This window comes from Pseudacidovorax intermedius, assembly GCF_001476815.1.
GTDB classification, from domain to species: Bacteria; Pseudomonadota; Gammaproteobacteria; order Burkholderiales; family Burkholderiaceae_C; genus Xenophilus; species Xenophilus intermedius_A.
Genome location: NZ_LDSL01000051.1, coordinates 14,363 through 32,151 on the forward strand (window position 1 = coordinate 14,363; position 17,789 = coordinate 32,151).

The 17,789-nt window shown below is 68.8% G+C and carries 17 protein-coding genes and 4 pseudogenes; 15 read left to right on the plus strand and 6 right to left on the minus strand.

All coding sequences use genetic code 11. The features are described 5' to 3' along the window. Nucleotides 1-11: 11 nt before the first annotated feature. The 4 genes and pseudogenes from NS331_RS25430 to NS331_RS27100 all read left to right on the plus strand — a co-directional run. Nucleotides 12-1,230 (plus strand): annotated as a pseudogene (locus NS331_RS25430) (aldehyde dehydrogenase family protein); the annotation flags it as partial. Between the two features lie 167 nt (nucleotides 1,231-1,397). After that, nucleotides 1,398-2,684, plus strand: coding sequence for an arsenic transporter (locus NS331_RS07610; protein WP_058641405.1), 1,287 nt, complete (start codon nucleotides 1,398-1,400; stop codon nucleotides 2,682-2,684). 23 nt (nucleotides 2,685-2,707) lie between these two features. Continuing rightward, nucleotides 2,708-3,177: pseudogene (gene arsC, locus NS331_RS07615) on the plus strand (arsenate reductase (glutaredoxin)). Between the two features lie 154 nt (nucleotides 3,178-3,331). Next, nucleotides 3,332-4,160 (plus strand): annotated as a pseudogene (locus NS331_RS27100) (LysR family transcriptional regulator). A 25-nt stretch (nucleotides 4,161-4,185) separates the two neighbouring features. Here NS331_RS27100 and NS331_RS27105 read toward each other — a convergent pair. After that, nucleotides 4,186-5,106: a LysR family transcriptional regulator gene (locus tag NS331_RS27105; RefSeq protein ID WP_058641408.1), complete on the minus strand. Its 921-nt coding sequence runs from the start codon at nucleotides 5,104-5,106 to the stop codon at nucleotides 4,186-4,188. A gap of 87 nt (nucleotides 5,107-5,193) precedes the next feature. Between NS331_RS27105 and NS331_RS07635 the strand changes: the two genes are divergently transcribed. Genes NS331_RS07635 through NS331_RS25440 form a run of 9 tightly spaced genes read left to right on the plus strand, consistent with a single transcriptional unit; the run spans nucleotide 5,194 to nucleotide 11,905 of the window. After that, entirely contained in the window at nucleotides 5,194-5,634 is a 441-nt protein-coding gene (locus tag NS331_RS07635; RefSeq protein WP_058641409.1) for a nuclear transport factor 2 family protein, read from the plus strand. Then, nucleotides 5,631-6,824: an iron-containing alcohol dehydrogenase family protein gene (locus NS331_RS07640; protein WP_082702330.1), complete on the plus strand. Its 1,194-nt coding sequence runs from the start codon at nucleotides 5,631-5,633 to the stop codon at nucleotides 6,822-6,824. The genes NS331_RS07635 and NS331_RS07640 overlap by 4 nt, the downstream gene beginning before the upstream one ends. Before the next feature lie 41 nt (nucleotides 6,825-6,865). Continuing rightward, a complete protein-coding gene (locus tag NS331_RS07645) occupies nucleotides 6,866-7,786 on the plus strand; it encodes a TauD/TfdA dioxygenase family protein (RefSeq protein WP_058641411.1) in 921 nt (306 codons plus the stop codon). Beyond that, nucleotides 7,783-9,066, plus strand: a complete 1,284-nt coding sequence (locus NS331_RS07650; protein WP_242873685.1) for an alpha-hydroxy acid oxidase — start codon at nucleotides 7,783-7,785, stop codon at nucleotides 9,064-9,066. The genes NS331_RS07645 and NS331_RS07650 overlap by 4 nt, the downstream gene beginning before the upstream one ends. Nucleotides 9,067-9,079: 13 nt before the next feature. After that, the gene (locus NS331_RS07655; RefSeq protein WP_058641412.1) at nucleotides 9,080-10,081 is read left to right on the plus strand and encodes a Bug family tripartite tricarboxylate transporter substrate binding protein; all 1,002 of its coding nucleotides are present in this window, start codon (nucleotides 9,080-9,082) and stop codon (nucleotides 10,079-10,081) included. A 28-nt stretch (nucleotides 10,082-10,109) separates the two neighbouring features. Beyond that, nucleotides 10,110-10,295 carry a class II aldolase/adducin head domain-containing protein gene (locus NS331_RS27420; protein ID WP_345940339.1) on the plus strand — a complete coding sequence of 62 codons (186 nt, stop codon included), beginning with the start codon at nucleotides 10,110-10,112 and terminating at the stop codon, nucleotides 10,293-10,295. A 3-nt stretch (nucleotides 10,296-10,298) separates the two neighbouring features. Next, nucleotides 10,299-10,883 (plus strand): class II aldolase/adducin family protein, encoded by a 585-nt coding sequence (locus NS331_RS07660; protein WP_345940340.1) that lies wholly within the window; start codon nucleotides 10,299-10,301, stop codon nucleotides 10,881-10,883. A gap of 54 nt (nucleotides 10,884-10,937) precedes the next feature. After that, a complete protein-coding gene (locus NS331_RS27425; RefSeq protein WP_058641413.1) occupies nucleotides 10,938-11,213 on the plus strand; it encodes a tripartite tricarboxylate transporter substrate-binding protein in 276 nt (91 codons plus the stop codon). Next, complete coding sequence (locus tag NS331_RS25440; RefSeq protein WP_058641414.1) at nucleotides 11,210-11,905, plus strand: Bug family tripartite tricarboxylate transporter substrate binding protein; 696 nt, start codon at nucleotides 11,210-11,212, stop codon at nucleotides 11,903-11,905. Before NS331_RS27425 ends, NS331_RS25440 begins: the two co-directional genes overlap by 4 nt. Before the next feature lie 71 nt (nucleotides 11,906-11,976). Here NS331_RS25440 and NS331_RS26075 read toward each other — a convergent pair whose 3' ends face one another. The 4 genes and pseudogenes from NS331_RS26075 to NS331_RS07690 form a co-directional block, all read right to left on the minus strand. Continuing rightward, nucleotides 11,977-12,159 carry a hypothetical protein gene (locus NS331_RS26075; RefSeq protein WP_058641415.1) on the minus strand — a complete coding sequence of 61 codons (183 nt, stop codon included), beginning with the start codon at nucleotides 12,157-12,159 and terminating at the stop codon, nucleotides 11,977-11,979. Between the two features lie 16 nt (nucleotides 12,160-12,175). After that, a pseudogene (locus NS331_RS27440) lies at nucleotides 12,176-12,949 on the minus strand (Bug family tripartite tricarboxylate transporter substrate binding protein); the annotation flags it as partial. A gap of 61 nt (nucleotides 12,950-13,010) precedes the next feature. Next, nucleotides 13,011-13,673, minus strand: coding sequence for a D-2-hydroxyacid dehydrogenase (locus NS331_RS07685; RefSeq protein ID WP_193758061.1), 663 nt, complete (start codon nucleotides 13,671-13,673; stop codon nucleotides 13,011-13,013). Nucleotides 13,674-13,724: 51 nt separating this feature from the next. After that, nucleotides 13,725-14,024 carry a Rossmann-fold NAD(P)-binding domain-containing protein gene (locus NS331_RS07690; protein ID WP_058641418.1) on the minus strand — a complete coding sequence of 100 codons (300 nt, stop codon included), beginning with the start codon at nucleotides 14,022-14,024 and terminating at the stop codon, nucleotides 13,725-13,727. Between the two features lie 228 nt (nucleotides 14,025-14,252). On the opposite strand from NS331_RS07690, the gene NS331_RS07695 reads away from it, so the two are divergent. After that, nucleotides 14,253-15,038 carry a fumarylacetoacetate hydrolase family protein gene (locus NS331_RS07695; protein WP_058641419.1) on the plus strand — a complete coding sequence of 262 codons (786 nt, stop codon included), beginning with the start codon at nucleotides 14,253-14,255 and terminating at the stop codon, nucleotides 15,036-15,038. A gap of 298 nt (nucleotides 15,039-15,336) precedes the next feature. Next, the gene (locus NS331_RS07700; RefSeq protein WP_058641420.1) at nucleotides 15,337-15,915 is read left to right on the plus strand and encodes a DoxX family protein; all 579 of its coding nucleotides are present in this window, start codon (nucleotides 15,337-15,339) and stop codon (nucleotides 15,913-15,915) included. 208 nt (nucleotides 15,916-16,123) lie between these two features. Here NS331_RS07700 and guaA read toward each other — a convergent pair whose 3' ends face one another. Next, a complete protein-coding gene (guaA, locus tag NS331_RS07705; RefSeq protein WP_058641421.1) occupies nucleotides 16,124-17,743 on the minus strand; it encodes a glutamine-hydrolyzing GMP synthase in 1,620 nt (539 codons plus the stop codon). Between the last annotated feature and the right edge of the window lie 46 nt (nucleotides 17,744-17,789).

Consider the following 17,789-nt stretch of genomic DNA (forward strand, 5'->3'; position numbering starts at 1 on the left):
CCCGCATGACCATGAAGACCCACGGCAACTACATCGGCGGCCAATGGACCGAAGGCCAGGACGCCGCGCCCAACGTCAACCCGTCGGACACGCGCGACGTGGTCGGCCTCTACGCACGCGCCAGCCGCGCCGACGCCGTGGCCGCCATCGCCGCGGCGCATGCCGCCCAGCCCGCGTGGGCTGCGCTGTCGCCCCAGCAGCGCGCCGACGCGCTGGACCAGGCCGGCAGCGAGATCCAGGCGCGCAGGGCCGAACTGGCCGAACTGCTCGCGCGCGAGGAAGGCAAGGCCCTGCCCGACGCGCTGGGCGAGGTCGTGCGCGCCGCGCAGATCTTCAAGTTCTTCGCCGGCGAGGCACTACGCGTCGGCGGCGAACTGCTGCCCTTCACCCGCCAGGGCATGAGCGTGGAGATCACGCGCGAGCCGGTCGGCGTGGTGAGCATCATCACGCCGTGGAACTTCCCCATCGCCATCCCGGCCTGGAAGATCGCGCCAGCCCTGGCCTAAGGCAATGCGGTGGTGTTCAAGCCGGCCGAGCTGCTGCCGGGCAGCGCCTGGGCGCTGGCCGAGACCCTGAGCCGCTGCGGCCTGCCCGCCGGCACCTTCAACCTGGTAATGGGCCGCGGCCGCGAGATCGGCGACACCCTGCTCGAAGACCCGCGCGTGGCGGCGGTCACCTTCACCGGCTCGGAAGCCACCGGCCGCAGGGTGGCGCAGGCCTGCGTGTCGCGGCCCCGCGCCATGGCCAAGTTCCAGCTCGAGATGGGCGGCAAGAACCCCCTGGTCGTGCTCGACGATGCCGACCTGGAGGTGGCCGTGTCCTGCGCCATCAACGGCGCCTTCTATTCGACCGGCCAGCGCTGCACCGCGTCCTCGCGCCTGATCGTCACCGACGGCATCCACGACCGCTTCGTGGCCGCCATGGTCGAGCGCATGCGCGGCCTGGCCGTGGGCGATGCGCGCGCCGGGCACCGTGATCGGCCCCGTCGTCGATGCGAAGCAGCTGGAACAGAACCTGGACTACATCCGCATCGGCCGCGAGGAAGGCGCACGCCTGGTGGCCGGCGGCGACGCGATGGCCCAGGTCGACGGCAAGCCGGGCTTCTACCTGCAGCCGGCCCTGTTCACCGAGACCACCAACGCCATGCGCATCAACCGCGAGGAGATCTTCGGCCCGGTGGCCACGGTGATCCGCGTGCGCGATGCGGACGAAGCGCTGGCCGTAGCCAACGCTGCAGGCCCGCCAGCAGGGCGGCACCGGGCGCAACCCCTTCGTCACCGGCACCGACAACGTCGTGCGCGGCCTGCCAGTGCTGAGGCGCGTGCCGCGCTCGCTTAGCCACGGCCACTGACTGGCCTCGCCTACCTCCACCACCACCCACGAACCCATTCCGCGCCATGCCTGCGGCCATCCCGATCTTCGTCTTCACCCTCGTTCTGGTCATGTGGCAGCCCCGCGGGCTGGGCATCGGCTGGAGCGCCAGTGCCGGTGCGCTGGTCGCCATGGCGCTTGGCGTCGTGCACCCGTCGGACATCCCGGTGGTCTGGGGCATCGTCTGGAACGCCACGGCGACCTTCGTGGCCGTCATCGTCATCAGCCTCCTGCTGGACGAGGCCGGCTTCTTCAAGTGGGCAGCGCTGCACGTCGCGCGCTGGGGCCGGGGCAGCGGTGCGCGGCTGTTCGCCCTGATCGTGCTGCTCGGGGCCGCCGTGGCGGCGCTGTTCGCCAACGACGGCGCGGCGCTGATCCTGACGCCCATCGTGATGGCCATGCTGGTCGCGCTGGGCTTCTCGCCGGCGGCCACCCTCGCCTTCGTGATGGCGGCCGGCTTCATCGCCGACACCGCCAGCCTGCCGCTGGTGGTGTCCAACCTGGTCAACATCGTCTCCGCCGACTTCTTCGGCATCGGCTTCGACGCCTATGCCTCGGTCATGGTGCCGGTCAACCTGGCGGCGGTGGCCGCCAGCCTGGTCGTGCTCTACCTGTACTTCCGTCGGGACGTGCCGGCAGGCTACGACATCGGGCAGCTCAAGGCGCCCCGCCAGGCCATCCGGGACCGCGCGACCTTCCGTGCCGGCTGGGCGGTGCTTGCGCTGCTGCTGGGCGGCTTCTTCTGGCTGGAGCCATTGGGCGTGCCGGTCAGCGCGGTCGCGGCCGCGGGTGCGGCGGTCCTGCTGGCGGTGGCCGCCAGAGGCCGCGTCATCTCCACGCGCAAGGTGCTCCGGGGGGCGCCCTGGCAGATCGTCGTGTTCTCCCTGGGCATGTACCTGGTGGTCTATGGCCTGCGCAACGCCCGACTCACGGACCACCTCGCCCGACTGCTGGACCAGGTCGCGCATGGGGGCATCTGGGGCGCCGCCTTCGGCACCGGCTTCGTCACGGCCGGACTGTCCGCCGTGATGAACAACATGCCGACGGTGCTGGTCGGCGCGCTGGCCATCGACCAGTCGGCGGCGACGGGGGTGGTCAGGGAGGCCATGGTCTACGCCAACGTGATCGGCTGCGACCTGGGCCCCAAGATCACGCCGATCGGCAGCCTGGCCACCCTGCTTTGGCTGCACGTGCTGTCGCGCAAGGGCATGACCATCGCGTGGGGTGATTACTTCCGCGTCGGCCTTGTGCTGACGCTGCCCGTGCTGGCGGTCACGCTGGCCGCACTCGCTCTGCGCCTGAGCGCAGCCTGACGCATCGAACCCAGGAGCCGTGCATGCGCACCATCACCATCTTCCACAACCCGGCCTGCGAAACCTCGCGCAACACCTTGGCCTTGATCCGCAACAGCGAGGACGAGCCCGACGTCGCCGACTACCTCAGGACGCCGCCGGACCGCCGGACCGCCAGACGCTCAAGCGCCTCATCGCCGCGACCTGCATGACCACGCGCGAAGCGATGCGCCGCAAGGGCACGCCCTACGACGCGCTGGGCCTGGACGATCCGAAGTGGACCGACTAGCAACTGCTCGACTTCATGCTGCAGCATCCCATCCTCCTCAACCGGCCCATCGTCGTCACGCCGCTCAGCACGCGCCTGTGCCGCCCTTCCGAGCAGGTACTGGACATCCTGCCCAACCCCCAGCGCGGTGCGTTCACCAAGGAAGATGGCGAGCCGGTCATCGATGCACAGGGCCAGCGTGTCGAGCCCCGCTGTCCTTCGCGCGCGGCTCAGCCGAAACCGTAGAGCCGCGCCGGGTTGTCGACCAGGATCGCTTGGCGCGCCCGCGCATCCGGCACCCAGTCGCAGAACTGGTCCACAAGGTCCACATCGCCGGGCACCTGCGTGGGGGGCGGCCGAGTACCTCAGCCTGACCCCCTCGGCCGTCCGCCAGCTCATCATGGAACTGGAGTCGCTGCTGGGCTACAAGCTGTTCGACCGCAGCACCCGCAAGGTCGCGCTGTCCGCGGCAGGCCGCACCTTCCTGCCTTCCGTGCGCCACCTGCTGCGGCAGATGGACACCACGCGCATGGTGGCCACCGACATCCGCGACCAGGCGGCCGGGCTGGTGCGGGTCGCCGCGCCGCTGGTCATCGCCAGCACCATGCTCCCTCGCCTGCTGGCGGGTTTCAGGAAGAAGCATCCGAAGTCGATCGTGCGGCCGCTCGACTGCGCGGTGGAAGAGCTGGTGGAAAAGGTCGCCTCGCGGCAGGCGGACCTGTCCATCGGGCCCGACCGCCCCGTCGGCCCCGAGGTCCGGCGCATCGCGCTGTTTCCGAGCCCCTGGCGGGTGTGGTGCGCGCCCAGTCACCGCCTGGCACGGATGGAAACGCATCGGGTGGTCCGATCTCGCGCGATTCGAACTGGTCACCGCCGGCCGGGACCACGAGATCCATCTGGCGAGCATGCGCTCGCAGTTGCCCGATGGCGGCCGGGTCGTGCCGCAGCATGTGGTCGACAACATTTCTACCGCCCTGGGCCTGGCCGCCGCCGGCCTGTGCTTCACCTTGTCGCCGGCCTACGTGGAGTCGCTCGCCAGGCCCCTGGGGCTGGTGCGCCGCGACATCGACGACCCGACGCCCATGCGCGAAATGTCGCTCTACGTGCCGGCCGATCGGCATCCCTCGCCGGCTGCGGAAGCGTTGGCGGACTACCTGCAGAGAAACGTCGCCAACGCGCGCCGCGAGCCTGTCGGCCAGGCGTCCGCCGGGGCTCGAGCAGCCCCGTGAGGTCGGCGGCGGCGCGATCTCGGGGTCACGCGGCGTGGCCCGATGCACGCGCCCATTCAGGGGGATGGCGCGCCCACTCCTTGAGGAATTCGAGCAAACGCCTCACCCGGATGGGCATGTTGCGGCGGGTGGAGAAGACAACGTTGATGTCCATGGCCTCGGGCTCCTTGCCCGGCAGCAGCGCTTCGAGAAGGCCCGCTTTCAGTTCCTCCGACACCATGTAGTACGGGTGGACCGAGATGCCTTCGCCGAGCAAGGCAGCCTGCTTGAGGGCGTCGCCGAAGTTGGAGCGCACACTGCCGCGCACGCGCACCTCGCAGGGTGGGTCGCCCTGGAAGCGCCAGACGCTCGCCTCGGACTTCACCGTGTGCACCAGGCAGTTGTGCCGGGCCAGATCGGTGGGTACGGCCGGCCTGCCGTATCGGCGCAGATAGGACGGCGCAGCCACCACCACCTGGGCCGACTTCATCAACGACTGCGCCACATAGCTCGCATCCTGCAAGGAAGGCGCGATCCGGATGGAGAGATCGAGCGCCTCGCCGACCAGGTCCGAACGACCATCGTCGTAGACCAGTGTGACGGCGATGTCGGGATACCGGCGGGTGAACTCCGCGACCAGGCCCACCAGGTGACAGGCACCGAATGACGGCGGCGTGCCGACACGGATCGCGCCACGCGGCAGGTGCACGGCGTCGCGCACTTCGGCTTCGATGGCGTCGTAACGCTCCAGCAGATCGCGCCCGGACTCCAGCACCCGAGCCCCGGCCTCGGTCAACGCCACCTGCTTCGAGCTGCGCTTGAGCAACTGAGCGCCCATGGTCGCCTCCAGCGCCGCCACGTGTTTGGTGATGGTGGCCTTGGACAGCGAAAGCTGCGTGGCCGCCCGTACGAAGCTGCCGCAGCGGGCCACTTCCGAGAAGATCTGAAGGCAGCGAAGGCGATCCATGCCGTCAATTCCAGTTTCTGTTTTCGAAACATCGGATTGTCGAACAGCGTGCTCCGGCGGACAACCCGCTTCCTAGACTTCTTCGCCATGACGCCCGTTCCCTCCAGCGCCGCCGCGCCCCTTCTGGGCCAGCTCGTGCAGCAGCTGCACCGCTTCTTCCACCAGCTCGACGAACGCCGCTACGACGCGATGCTGGCGCAGTTCACCCACGATGGCCGCTGGCTGCGGCAGGGCCAGTGGCTGGACGGCCGCGAAGCCATCGGTGCCGCCTTGAAGGCGCGTGCCGGCCATGTGCAGACCCTTCACGTCATGACCAATGCCTACGTCGCCGACATGTCGGACGACCAGGCCGTCCTGGAGGCCTACATGACCGCCTACCGCTATACAGCCGCGGATGGCGTGGCCGTGGCACGCATCGCCGGTCCCTCGAAGCTGAACCGGGTGCACACCGTGTTCAGGCGAGATGCGGGCCACGACTGGCGCATCGCCGAGCAGCAGATGGTGGCAGCGCTCGCCTTCGTGGAATGAGCGCGCAGCCGACCTCCCCGGCCCTGATGCCGGACATGCGCGCCTTCGTCCATCGCAGTCCGGCCACGCGGCTGGTACTGGGCGACGGCTGCATCGGCCGTCTCGGCGAGGAACTCGCCGGGCTTGGCATCCGCCGGCCGCTCGTGCTCACTGGCACCCGTGTCAGAGCGTCGGCACTCTACCGGCACGCCCACGAAGCACTTGCCGCAGCGGACCACGTGCTGGCAGAGCCGGTGCCGGCGCATTCCAGCGTCGCCCTGGTGGAGCGCCTGGCGAGGCGGGTGCGTGCCAAAGGCATCGATGGCTTCGTCGCCATCGGCGGCGGCAGCGCCTCCGATACCGCGAAGGCGGTGTGCCTGCTGGCGGCCGAGGGCGGCCGGCTCGCCGATCACGCCGTACGTTTCACGCCGCCCGCGACGCTGGTCGCGCCGCCGCTGCGCGCGCCCAAGCTGCCCATCGTGGCCCTGCCGGGTACCGCGTCGGGCGCCGAGGTCACGCCCAGCCTGGGCGTGCGCGACGAAGAAGGCGCCAAGCTGCTGCTCACGGACTTCCAGCTCGCTGCCCGTCTTGTGCTGATCGACCCGGCAGCCACGCTGGACATTCCGGCGGCATTGATGTGCGCCACCGGCATGAACGGCCTGGCCCACTGCATCGAGGGCCTGTATTCCCGGGAGCGCTCGCCCCTGGCGGAGACCATCGGGCTGGACGCCATCGGCCGGTTCTTCACGGCGCTGCCGGCCGTTCACCGGCAACCGCACGACCCGCACGCGAGGGCAGCGCTGCTCTATGCCGCGCACCTGTCGGGCCTGGTGCTGATCAACGCCCGCACCTGCCTGCACCACGCGGTCTGCCATGCCATCGGCGCCGTCACCGGCGTGGGCCATGGCGCGGCCAATGCGGTGATGCTGCCGCACAGCGTCGCGTTCAACGCCGAGGAAGCGGCTGCGCCGCTGGCCCGCGCTGCCGCGGCCCTGCCGGGTGGCGGCACGGGCGCAGGCGAGCTGGTGTCGGCCCTGCGATGGCTGCAGACGGCCGCAGGCGTGCCGACCCGGCTGCGCGACATCGGCGTGCCGGCCGACGCCCTGGACCGCATCGCCGCCAAGTCGCTGCGCGAGCGCGGCCTCTTCTACAACCCACGCCCCGTCGCCGATGCCTCGCCGCTGCGCGCATTGCTCGAAGCGGCCTTCTGAGTGCGGTCTTTCCCCCACATCCCCTTCTGAGGACAACCACCATGCCTTTGCACATCGTTCCAAGTGGCGCCACGCTCGGCGCGCGCGTCGATGACCTCGACCTGTCGAAACCGCTCTCCGACGCCAACTTCCAGCAACTGCTCGGCGCCCTGGGCCGCTACGGCGTGCTGAGCTATCCGCGCCAGGACCTGACCGCCACGCATCTGCGCGACTTCTCGCAGCGCTTCGGCCGTCTGGAGATCAACGTGGCTGGCGCCTACCAGGAACCGGGCCTGCCCGAGGTGATGGTGCTGTCCAACATCGTGGAGAACGGCAAGCCGCTGGGCCTTTCGGATGCCGGGCAGGACTGGCACACCGACATGTCCTACAGCCACATGATCGCCTTCACGAACGTGCTCTATGGCCTGAAGATTCCCCATCGGGACGGCCGGCCGCTGGGCAATACGGCGTTCTGCAACATGCACGCCGCCTACGCCGGACTGCCGGACGAATGGAAGCAGCGCCTGCAGGGAATGACCGTGCTGCACGACTTCGACAAGTTCTGGGAAATGATGCGCCGCGAGCGTGGCAGCACCCGCCCGCCGCTGACGCCGGCCCAGCGCGCCGCCAAGCCGCCGGTGTCGCATCCGCTCTTCCTGCGGCATCCGATCACCGGCAAGCAGGTGCTGTACTGCAATCCCGGGTACGCCGTCCGCATCAACGAGATGGACGAGAAGGAAAGCCAGGAGGCGCTCGACTTCCTGTTCGCGCATCAGACCCAGCCCCAGTACCGTTACGCCCACCAGTGGCAGGTCGGCGACGTGCTGATGTGGGACAACATGGGCACCATCCACAACGCGATTCCGGACTACCGCCCCGACGAGCCGCGCCTCATCAAGCGCTGCCAGGTGATGGCCACGCGCTTCTTCCATGACGACGGGACACCCCGCGCGCCCGTGGCGCAGGAAGCCCAGGCCGCGTGAACGAGCGCAAGCACCGCATGCCGAAGGACGTCGCCAGCTGCTACGCCATCGCCGACCTGCGTGCACTTGCGCGGCGCCGTCTGCCCCGCGCCGTGTTCGACTTCTACGACGGCGGCGCCGAGGACGAAGTCACGCTGGCCGGCAACCGCGAGGCTTATGCGCGCTGGCGCCTGGCGCCCCGCGTCCTGGTGAACGTGGCCGAGGCCTCCACCGCGTGCACCTTGCTGGGCGCCGCGGCGGGCATGCCTGCGGCCATCGCGCCCACGGGTGCGGCCGGCTTCGGATTCAGGGGCGCGGATCTCGCGCTCGCGCGCGCAGCGGCCCGACACGGCATTCCCTACACCCTGTCGAGCAGCGCCACCACCGCCATCGAGACCATCGCCGATCAGGCGCCCGGCCGCCACTGGTTCCAGGCCTATGTGCTGCGCAACCGCGAGTTCTTCTGGCAACTCGTCCAGCGCGCCGAGGCCGCCGATTACGAAGCGCTGGTCATCACGGTGGACCTGCCCGTGGGCGGCAAGCGCGAGCGCGACTTCCGCAACCACTTCTCCATCCCGTTCCGCTTCTCCACGCGCAACGTCCTGGACTTCGCCTCACGCCCGCGCTGGGCGCTGGACATGCTGTTGCGCGGCATGCCCGTGATGGAGAACCTGCGCGGCCTGCAGACGGGCGCCACCAGCGCCACGGCCATCGCCTCCTCCGTCGGGCGCAGCTACGACCCCGCCTTCGACTGGGACCGGCTGGCCGAGGTCCGTGACCGCTGGCGTCGCAAGCTCATCGTCAAGGGCGTCTGCCGGGCCGAGGACAGCCGGCGCCTGGCCGCCATGGGTGTCGATGCCATCGTGGCGTCCAACCACGGCGGGCGGCAGCTCGACGGCGCAGTGCCCAGCCTGCAGGCGCTGCCGGAAGTGCTTCAGGGCGCCGCCGGACGCGTGCCGGTGCTGGTGGACGGCGGCATTCGTCGTGGCAGCGACATCGCCAAGGCGCTGGCCTTGGGCGCGCATGGCGTGCTGCTGGGCCGGGCCACGCTGTTCGGCGCGGTGGCCGGCGCAGACGCGGGTGCCCTGCGCGCGCTGGACATCCTGCACGACGAACTGCTGCGCACGCAGCAGCTCTGTGGCGCCAATGCGCCCCATCTGATCACGGCCGAGTTGCTGAGGCCCGCCGATCCGCCGCACGCAGCGCCCCTCGTCGCGCCGCAGCCCGGACCGCGGCCATGTGCCGGCGAGCAAGCCATTCCCACTGAAACGCCAAGCGAAGCGACGCGCGGCAATCGATAACAGGAGACATCGCATGGACAAGCAACTACCCCGTCGCACCGTACTGCGGCTTGCGGCGTTCGGCGCCGCCACGCTGCTGGGCGCTACGGCCCTGCCCGCCATGGCCCAGCCCGACTACCCTTCCAGGCCCATCCGCCTGGTGGTGGGTTACAGCGCCGGCGGCCCCACCGACGTGCTGGCCCGGGTGCTCGGCCAGGAGATGGCCAACCGCCTGGGCCAGCCGGTGGTGGTCGAGAACAAGGCCGGCGCCAATGGCAACATCGCGACCGAGTTCGTGAGACATGCCGCACCCGACGGCTACACGCTGCTCATGAACACGATCTCGCACAACGTGAACCCGTTGCTGCAGCCCGAGCTCGTCAAGTACGACCCCATTGCCGACTTCACCCCGGTGGCCCAGGTGGCCGTGCTGCCGCAGATGATCGTGGTGGCCGGCAACTCGCCCTTCAAGACCCTCGAAGATCTGGTGAAGAAGGCGCAGGAGGCGCCGCAGCGCGTGAGCTACGGCAGCGCCGGCGTGGGCGGCTCGGCGCATCTGGCCGCCGCCCTGCTGGAGCAGCGCAGCAAGACCCGCATGAACCACATCCCCTTCAAGGGCAACGGACCGGCGTTGACCGAAGTGATGGCCGGCCGGGTGGACTTCATGTTCTTCCCCATGATCGGTGCGGGCGACTTCGTCGCCACCGGCAAGCTGCGCATCCTGGCCGTCACCACGGCCCGCCGGCATCCCGACTACCCGACCATCCCGACGACGTCCGAAGAGGGCCTTCCGGGCTTCGAGGACTACGCGCAGCCCATCGGCTTCATCGCACCGGCCGGCCTGCCGCCGGCCATAGCCGACAAGCTGGACGCCGCCGTGGTCGCCGCACTGGCGGCACCGGCCACGCAGGCGCGGCTGAAGGCACTCGGCGCGGAAGTCGTCCATCGCGGCCCGACGCAGTACCGGGAATGGCTGACCCAGGACCGCAAGCGCTGGGCCGACCTGATCCGCAGCGCCAACATCAAGGCGGAATGACCGCACCCACCGCAATCAGGAGACAACCATGGCTATGACCAGTGTCGTCGTCCGGACCCGCCGGCATGACGTGAGCCCCCAGGAATGGCAGACCCGCGTGGACTTGGCCGCCGCCTACCGGCCGGCGTCGGTCTACGGCATGACCGACATGATCGCCAATCACATCTCGGCATCCGTGCCCGATGAACCCGGCCATTTCCTCATCAACGCCTAAGGCTTGCTCTACACCGAGATCACCGCATCGAACCTCATCAAGATCGACCTGGACGGCACCATCGTCGACCGGTCCGAACTCGACCTTGGCGTCAATCGCGCAGGCTTCGTGATCCACAGCGCCATCCATGCCGCACGGCCCGATGCGCACTGCGTGATGCATACCCACACCCGCGCCGGCATGGCCCTGTCGGCGTTGAAATGCGGCCTGCTGCCGCTGACCCAGACCGCCACCCGCTTCGACAAGGTGGCCTACCACGACTTCGAGGGCATTGCGGTGGACCTGGCCGAGCGCGAGAGCCTGGTGAGCGACCTGGGCGATGCGGAGGTGATGGTGCTTCGCAACGACGGCCTGGTCGCGCTCGGCGCATCGGTGCCCGAATGCTTCAACACGATGTACCGCCTGGAGCTCGCCTGCAAGGTGCAGGTGGATGCCATGGCCTGCAACACCGAGCTGGTGATGCCGCCGGAACACGTGGTGCGGCTCGCCGAATCGCAGTGGAAGCCCGGCGTCACCCGGCGCGGCGTCCTCGAATGGCCGGCCATGCTGCGGCAACTCGAACACATCGATCCGACCTACAAGGACTGAGATCCTGGCCTCGTTCACCCCACCCCGGCCGACCGCGCCGGAGGAGACAACACCATGAAAAAGCCCATCGCCCGTGCCGTGCTGGTCTGCTGCGTCTTGAGCGCCAGCGTCTGCGCCCACTCGCAGACCTTCCCGGACAAAGCCGTGACGATCGTCGTTCCCTTCGCCCCGGGCGGCAGCTCGGATGCGATCAGCCGCATCCTGGGCCAGGAACTGAGCAAGAAGTGGAAGCAGCCCGTCATCATCGACAACCGCGCGGGCGGGCAGACGACCATTGCCACCCACTACGTCGCCAAGCGCCTGCCAACGGCTACACCATCGGCTACGTGAGCTACGCCTTCACCGTCAACCAGCTCCTGGCCAAGAACCTGCCCTACCAACCCGCCGACCTGGCACCGGTGACGCTGCCGGGCCGGTATCCGCTGGCGCTCTTCGTCAAGGGCGACCTGCCGGTGAACTCGTTGGCCGAGTTCGTCGCGTATGCCAGGAAGGCCTCCAGGCCACTCGCCTTCGGCCATGCTGGCACCGGCTCCAGATCCCATCTCGCGGCCCTGGACTTTGCCGACACCGTCGGCATCAAGGTGCTGCGGGTCGGCTACAAGGCGGGCACCATCGGCGCATTCAACGACCTCATGGGCGGCCAGATCGACGCGTTCTCCGAAGGCCGCAACTTCAAGCAGTACGCGGACGAGAAGCGACTCAAGGCCCTGGTGCTGGCGCCGCCCGATCGCCTGCCCAACTGGCCCGACCTGCCGGCGTCGCCGCAGGCCGGCTATCCCGGGCTGGACGTGTCGGGCTACTTCGGACTGGTCGTGCCCGCGCAGACGCCCAAAGCCATCCAGGCACAGATCGCGGCAGACGTCGCCGCGGTGCTGAAGGACGAGAAGATCCATGAGCGCGTGATGGCGCTCGGCCTGCAGCCTGCACCCATGCGCCCCGAACAGTTCGGCGCCTTTCTGCAAGACCAGCGCGACAAGCTGAGCAAGCTGGTCGAGCGCCACCGCGACCAGATGGCTGAATGAAGCCCGCCGGCTCGGTGCCGGCGCTTTTTGTTGAGAGAAGATGGGCGCCCGTCTGGGCGCCTGTCCCCCAGCTACTCCATCGTGATGCCGTTGCGGGAGATCACCGAGTGCAGTTTGACGCGCTCGCTGTCGAGGAAAGCCGCGTACTCGGCCGGCGTCCCCGGCGCCGGCAGCAGGCCAAGCTTGCGCAACTGCGCGTCGAGCGCCGGCTTGCGCAGGGCCGCCCCCGCATCGCTGGCGATCCGCGCCAGCACGGCGTCGCGGGGTACGGGCCGGCGCCATCAGGCCGAACCACGAGGCCATGCTGAAGTCGGCGACGCCGGCCTGGCGCGCATCCGGCAGTTCCGGCCATTCGAGCAACGCCTTGGGCTGGGCCACGGACATGGCGCGGATGCGCCGCCCGTCGGCGAGCGGCCTGAAGGTGAGGCCTTCGAACATGGCATCGACCTGGCCTCCGGCCACGTCCTGCATGGCCGTGGCGCTGCCGCGGTAGGAGACGTGCGTAAGGGGTATGCCTGCGGCATCGCCGAATGCGGCAGCCGCCAGATGCAGGCTGGAGCCCGGGCCGGAATTGGCGAAAGTCATCGGCCGGCCGGCGCGTTTGACCCAGGCTGCCAGTTCGGACACGTTGGTCGTCGGTATGTCGGCGCGCAAGAACAGCATCTCCGGGTAGGTTCCCAGCAGCGTGACCGGCGCCAGTGCGGCGGGCGTGTAGGGCAGCTTGGGATGCAGGAACTGGTTGGTCACCCAGGCATAGCTGGCGCACAGCAGGGTGTAGCCGTCCGCGGGCGCCCCGGCGACGACGCTCGTCGCGATGACGGTGTTGCCGCCGCCGCGGTTGTCCACCACCACGGCCCGTCCCCACCGGCTCGACAGTTCCTGGGCCAGAGCGCGCACGATGACGTCCGCGCTGCCTCCCGCCGCGAAGGGCACGACGATGGTCACGGGTCGGGCCGGGTAGTCGCTGGCGCCCTGGGCCTGCGCCAGCCCGGTGCAGGCGCCCGCCGCCAGCGCGGCCGATTTCAACAGAACACGTCTCTTCACTCGCTTGTCTCCTTGGGGTTGGGTGTGCGACTGCCCGTTCCTGGCCCGCCGCGCGGCGTGCTCAGGCTGGGCTGCGCGCTTTCCATTCGTTGGCGGGCGGCTGTCCGGCTGCCAGGCGTTGCAGGTTGTCGCGGAACATCTCGATCACATTGCGCTGGTGCTGGGTCGAATTGCCGGCGCTGTGCGGGGAAATCAGCAGATGCGGCACGTCCCACAAGGGCGACGCGGACGGGGGTGGCTCGACGGCGAAGACGTCCATGTAGGCGCCTGCCAGCGTGCCGGCGGGAAGCGCATCGGCCAGCGCATCCTCGTCGACGATCTCTCCGCGGACGACGTTGATCAACCGGGCGCCGGGCTTCATGGCGGCGAGCCGTGCGGCATTGAAGAGGCCCCGCGTCTCGTCCGTCAGCGGACAGGCGAGCACGACCCAATCGGCCTGGGGCAGCACCGTGCCCAGGGCGTCGAATCCAACGACGTGGTCGAAGTGCGTGGCAGGCGCGGCCGCGCGTCGCACACCGGTGACCCGGACATCGAGCGCCGACAGCAGGCGCGCGACATGGGTGCCGATGCCGCCCATGCCCACGACGACCGCGCGTTGGCCTTCCAGCGCCACGGGCGTGAGCCCACCGCGCCAGGGCAGCCAGCGGTGCTCGCGCTGCGCCGCGATCCATTGCGGAACGCCGCGTGCCAGGGCCAGCACGGCGGCGATCGAGGTCTGCGCCACCGCCAGCGCGTTGCTGCCCGATCCTGAAGACAGGCGCACGCCACGGTCGTACTACTCGCTGTAGAGGCCCCGGTCCATGCCTGCGCTGCATGCCTGCAGCCAACGCAGGCGCGGGGCCCGGCGCAGCGTGTCCGAGAAGGTGGCGAGTTCAGGCTCGATGAAGCTCTTGCTGGAGCCGCCGATGACATCGACGGACAGCAGCGCGTAGTCGATCTGCGCCAACGCCGCCTCGGTCGGCGCACGGTGCCGGTCGTGCACCACCAGCACGGCCTCCAGGCCGACCGCGGCGCAGGCTTCGAGCAGGCGCTGCCCGTCGCTGGCGGCAACCGGCGCGGAAACGAACAGGCCCACGGGCCGTGGTGCGACTTAGGTATTCCGCGAATCGGTGAGCATGGCGAAGAGGGTCTCCTGCAAGGTGATGTCCGGGAGAAATCTAGGGTCCAGGTACGGCGCAGCCGTGCCGCTTTCGCCAATCCGAGGTTTACGAAATCGAAACCCGGCGTCTTCGCGTTGCCGATCCTGTCGGCCGCGTGCGGTGCGACAGTCCAGAGCTTTCACCCCCACGAGGACAGACCGCCCATGCGATGGATACAGTTTTCCGAGCCGGCCAGCGGCGCAATGCACCACGGCATCCTGGACGATGACGACCGGGTTCACGCCGTGCGCGGCTTGCCCTGGATGGACCCCGAAAGGACGGGGCAGGTCCACCGACTGGCCGACGTGAAGGTCGAAGTGCCGCTGATCCCGCGCACCTTCTACGCGGCAGGACTGAACTATGTGACGCACATCCGGCAATACGCTGCCGAGACGGGAACGCAGGCCGTCGTTCCCCAGCAGGCCGACATCGGCTACCGCGCCATCAATGCGCTCGTTGCGCATGGGGAGGACGTGGTGATCCCTTCGGATGCCCAGCAGATCGAGTACGAAGGCGAGCTCGTCGTGGTGATCGGCAAGCGGGCACGCAACCTGAGCCCCGACGAGGCGCTGGGCTGCGTGTTCGGCTACACCATCGGCAACGACGTGAGCGAGCGCCTCTGGCAAAAATCCGACCGCACGTTCTGGCGCGCCAAGAACGCGGACACCTTCAAGCCCATGGGCCCGTGGGTCGACACGGACTTCGACCTGGCGAAGGCCGAGACCACGGTCAGCGTCAATGGGGCAGTCACGACGCGGTTTGCCTCATCCGCGATGCTGTTCGACATCCCGACCTTCATCAGCCGCATGAGCCGCTATCTCACGCTGCATCCCGGGGACGTGATCTGGATGGGCACCGACGGCAAGTCGCCCCGGATCGTCGCCGGCGATGTCGTGGAAGTCGCCATCACGGGCCTGGGCGCACTGCGCAACCGCTTCGTCGCGGAGTAGCGGGCCGAAGAGACTGGGCCATCACTCGTATCTCCGCTGCCCGCTGCTGAGTCGACATCAGCAGCCTTCAAAAGCCCGCCGTCGTGTCCCGGGTGGGTCACTTTGACTTCGGCGCAGTCGATCGGTTCTCCATCGACGCCAACACCGGATCCATGGCGGCGCAGGTCGGGAAGGCCAGCATGGCCCCACCATGACATGCATCAACAGCCTTCGGCGTGCGCCTGGGAAGATGGCGTGTGCCCCGCTCCCGCCTGCGCGGGACGCCGCAGCGCCAATTCATTGCTCAAGGCTTCTTCCCATGCGTCAGCCCTTCGACTTCAGCGTCTCCAGAGACGAACTGTGCATCCCGGCACTGGCCGGCCTGTATGAACACTTCGCGCAGCCCGCGGGATGGCTGCTGCTGCGGCTGGTCCTGGGCGGCTGGCTGCTGCACGAGGGCTGGCCGAAGATCCTCGATCCGATGGGCCAGGTGCAGTTCGTGGAGATGGTCGGCTTCCACCCGGGCTGGCTGTTTTCGCCGCTGCTGGCGGTCATGCAGGTCGTCGGGGGTGCGGCCATCATGCTGGGGCTGCTGACGCGGCCCTTCGCCCTGGCCAACGCCGTGATGCTGTTCGTGACCGTGTGGTTCCACTTCCACTTTCCATACAACGCCCAGCCGCTGCTCAGCGGTGCCGGCCTGGAAGCGATCAAGGCCCACCCCGAGTTCCTGACGCCCAACGGCGCCAGGCGGCTCATGGACGGCGGTGTCGCCTTCACCGACCTGCTGCAGGGCAAGGCCGTGCAGCTGTCCAGCATCTGGGCCTTCGGCTGCCTGTTCTTCGCCGCGTTCGGCGGTGGCATCTGGTCGGTCGATCGGAGGTTGGGCAAGGCCTTCTGATGCGCCCGGTCGTGCCCGGTCCGGCATGATCGGCAGCGGGCGCATCCGCTACTTGGCCAGGATGCTCGCCCACATGCCTTTCACGACACATCGTTCCCCATGCGATGAAGCGATGGGCCGGTAGAACCGCCTGCTCCAGCAACAGCCACCGTATTGAGAACGTCGCAGCGGTGTCACGCCCGCGGCGTTGATCCTGCAGAGGACCGCTTCACTCCCATTCGATCGTCGCCGGCGGCTTGCTCGACACGTCGTAGGTCACCCGGTTGATGCCGCGCACCTCGTTGATGATGCGGCTCGACACCTTCTTGAGCAGTGCGTAGGGCAGCTCGGCCCAGTCGGCGGTCATGAAGTCGCTGGTCTGCACGGCGCGCAGGGCCACCACGTAGTCGTAGGTGCGGCCGTCGCCCATCACACCCACGCTCTTGACCGGCAGGAAGACGGTGAAGGCCTGGCTGGTGAGGTCGTACCAGGTCTTGCCGGTGGACGCGTCCACGAAGTTGCGCAGTTCCTCGATGAAGATCGCGTCGGCCCGGCGCAGCAGGTCGGCGTACTCCTTCTTCACTTCACCCAGGATGCGCACGCCCAGGCCGGGGCCCGGGAAGGGATGGCGGTACACCATCTCGGGCGGCAGGCCCAGCGCCACGCCCAGTTCGCGCACCTCGTCCTTGAACAGGTCGCGCAGCGGCTCCAGCAGCTTCAGACCCAGCTGTTCGGGCAGCCCGCCCACGTTGTGGTGGCTCTTGATGGTGACGGCCTTCTTGCTCTTGGCGCCGCCGGACTCGATCACGTCCGGATAGATGGTGCCCTGGGCCAGGAAGGTGGCGCCCTTGTGGCCGCCGGTGCCGGCCTTGAGCTTGGCAGCCTCGGCCTTGAACACCTCGACGAACTCACGGCCGATGATCTTGCGCTTCTGCTCGGGATCGCTCACGCCCTTCAGATGGCCGAGGAACTGCTCGCTGGCATCGACGTGGATGACGCGCGCATGCAGCTTGCCGGCGAACATCTCCATCACCATCTTGCCCTCGTCCAGGCGCAGCAGGCCGTGGTCGACGAACACGCAGGTGAGTTGGTCGCCGATGGCGCGGTGGATCAGCGCCGCGGCCACGCTCGAATCGACGCCGCCGGACAGGCCCAGGATCACCTCCTCGTCGCCCACCTGCTGGCGGATGGCTTCCACCGCCTCGGCGATGTGGTCCTTCATCACCCAGTCGGGCTGGGCCTGGCAGATGCCGAGCACGAAGCGCTCCAGGATCGCCTTGCCCTGCTGCGTGTGCGTCACCTCGGGGTGGAACTGCACCGCGTAGAACTTGCGCGCTTCGTCGGCCATGCCGGCGATGGGGCAGCTGTCGGTGCTGGCCATCAGCTTGAAGCCGGGCGGCAGCTCGCTGACCTTGTCGCCGTGGCTCATCCAGACGTTGAGCATGCCGTGGCCATCGTCGGTGGTGAAGTCGGCGATGTCGCGCAGCAGTTCGGTGTGGCCACGGGCGCGGACGGCCGCGAAACCGAATTCACGCTTGTGGCCGCCCTCGACCTTGCCGCCCAGTTGGTGCGCCATGGTCTGCATGCCGTAGCAGATGCCCAGCACCGGCACGCCCAGCTCGAACACGGCCTGCGGCGCCTTGTCGGTGGTCTCCTCGTACACGCTGGCGTGGCTGCCCGACAGGATCACGCCCTTGAGCGAGCCATCGGCCGCGTACTGGCGCACCCAGTCGTCGCTGACGTCGCAGGGATGCACTTCGCTCAGCACATGGGCCTCGCGCACGCGGCGGGCGATCAGCTGCGTGACCTGCGAGCCGAAGTCGAGGATGAGGATCTTGTCGTGTTGCATGGTGGGCTCCGAAAGAAGGGGTTGGCAGGACCGTGCGGTGCGTGGT

What these genes read in the sequence shown, in the direction of transcription:
- guaA (WP_058641421.1), bottom strand. Translation starts at nt 17,743, where the DNA reads ATGCAACACGACAAGATCCTCATCCTCGACTTCGGCTCGCAGGTCACG.
- NS331_RS07645 (WP_058641411.1), top strand. Translation starts at nt 6,866, where the DNA reads ATGCCTTTGCACATCGTTCCAAGTGGCGCCACGCTCGGCGCGCGCGTC.
- NS331_RS07695 (WP_058641419.1), top strand. Translation starts at nt 14,253, where the DNA reads ATGCGATGGATACAGTTTTCCGAGCCGGCCAGCGGCGCAATGCACCAC.
- NS331_RS27425 (WP_058641413.1), top strand. Translation starts at nt 10,938, where the DNA reads ATGAAAAAGCCCATCGCCCGTGCCGTGCTGGTCTGCTGCGTCTTGAGC.
- NS331_RS07610 (WP_058641405.1), top strand. Translation starts at nt 1,398, where the DNA reads ATGCCTGCGGCCATCCCGATCTTCGTCTTCACCCTCGTTCTGGTCATG.
- NS331_RS27105 (WP_058641408.1), bottom strand. Translation starts at nt 5,106, where the DNA reads ATGGATCGCCTTCGCTGCCTTCAGATCTTCTCGGAAGTGGCCCGCTGC.
- NS331_RS07640 (WP_082702330.1), top strand. Translation starts at nt 5,631, where the DNA reads ATGAGCGCGCAGCCGACCTCCCCGGCCCTGATGCCGGACATGCGCGCC.
- NS331_RS07655 (WP_058641412.1), top strand. Translation starts at nt 9,080, where the DNA reads ATGGACAAGCAACTACCCCGTCGCACCGTACTGCGGCTTGCGGCGTTC.
- NS331_RS07700 (WP_058641420.1), top strand. Translation starts at nt 15,337, where the DNA reads ATGCGTCAGCCCTTCGACTTCAGCGTCTCCAGAGACGAACTGTGCATC.
- NS331_RS07635 (WP_058641409.1), top strand. Translation starts at nt 5,194, where the DNA reads ATGACGCCCGTTCCCTCCAGCGCCGCCGCGCCCCTTCTGGGCCAGCTC.
- NS331_RS27420 (WP_345940339.1), top strand. Translation starts at nt 10,110, where the DNA reads ATGGCTATGACCAGTGTCGTCGTCCGGACCCGCCGGCATGACGTGAGC.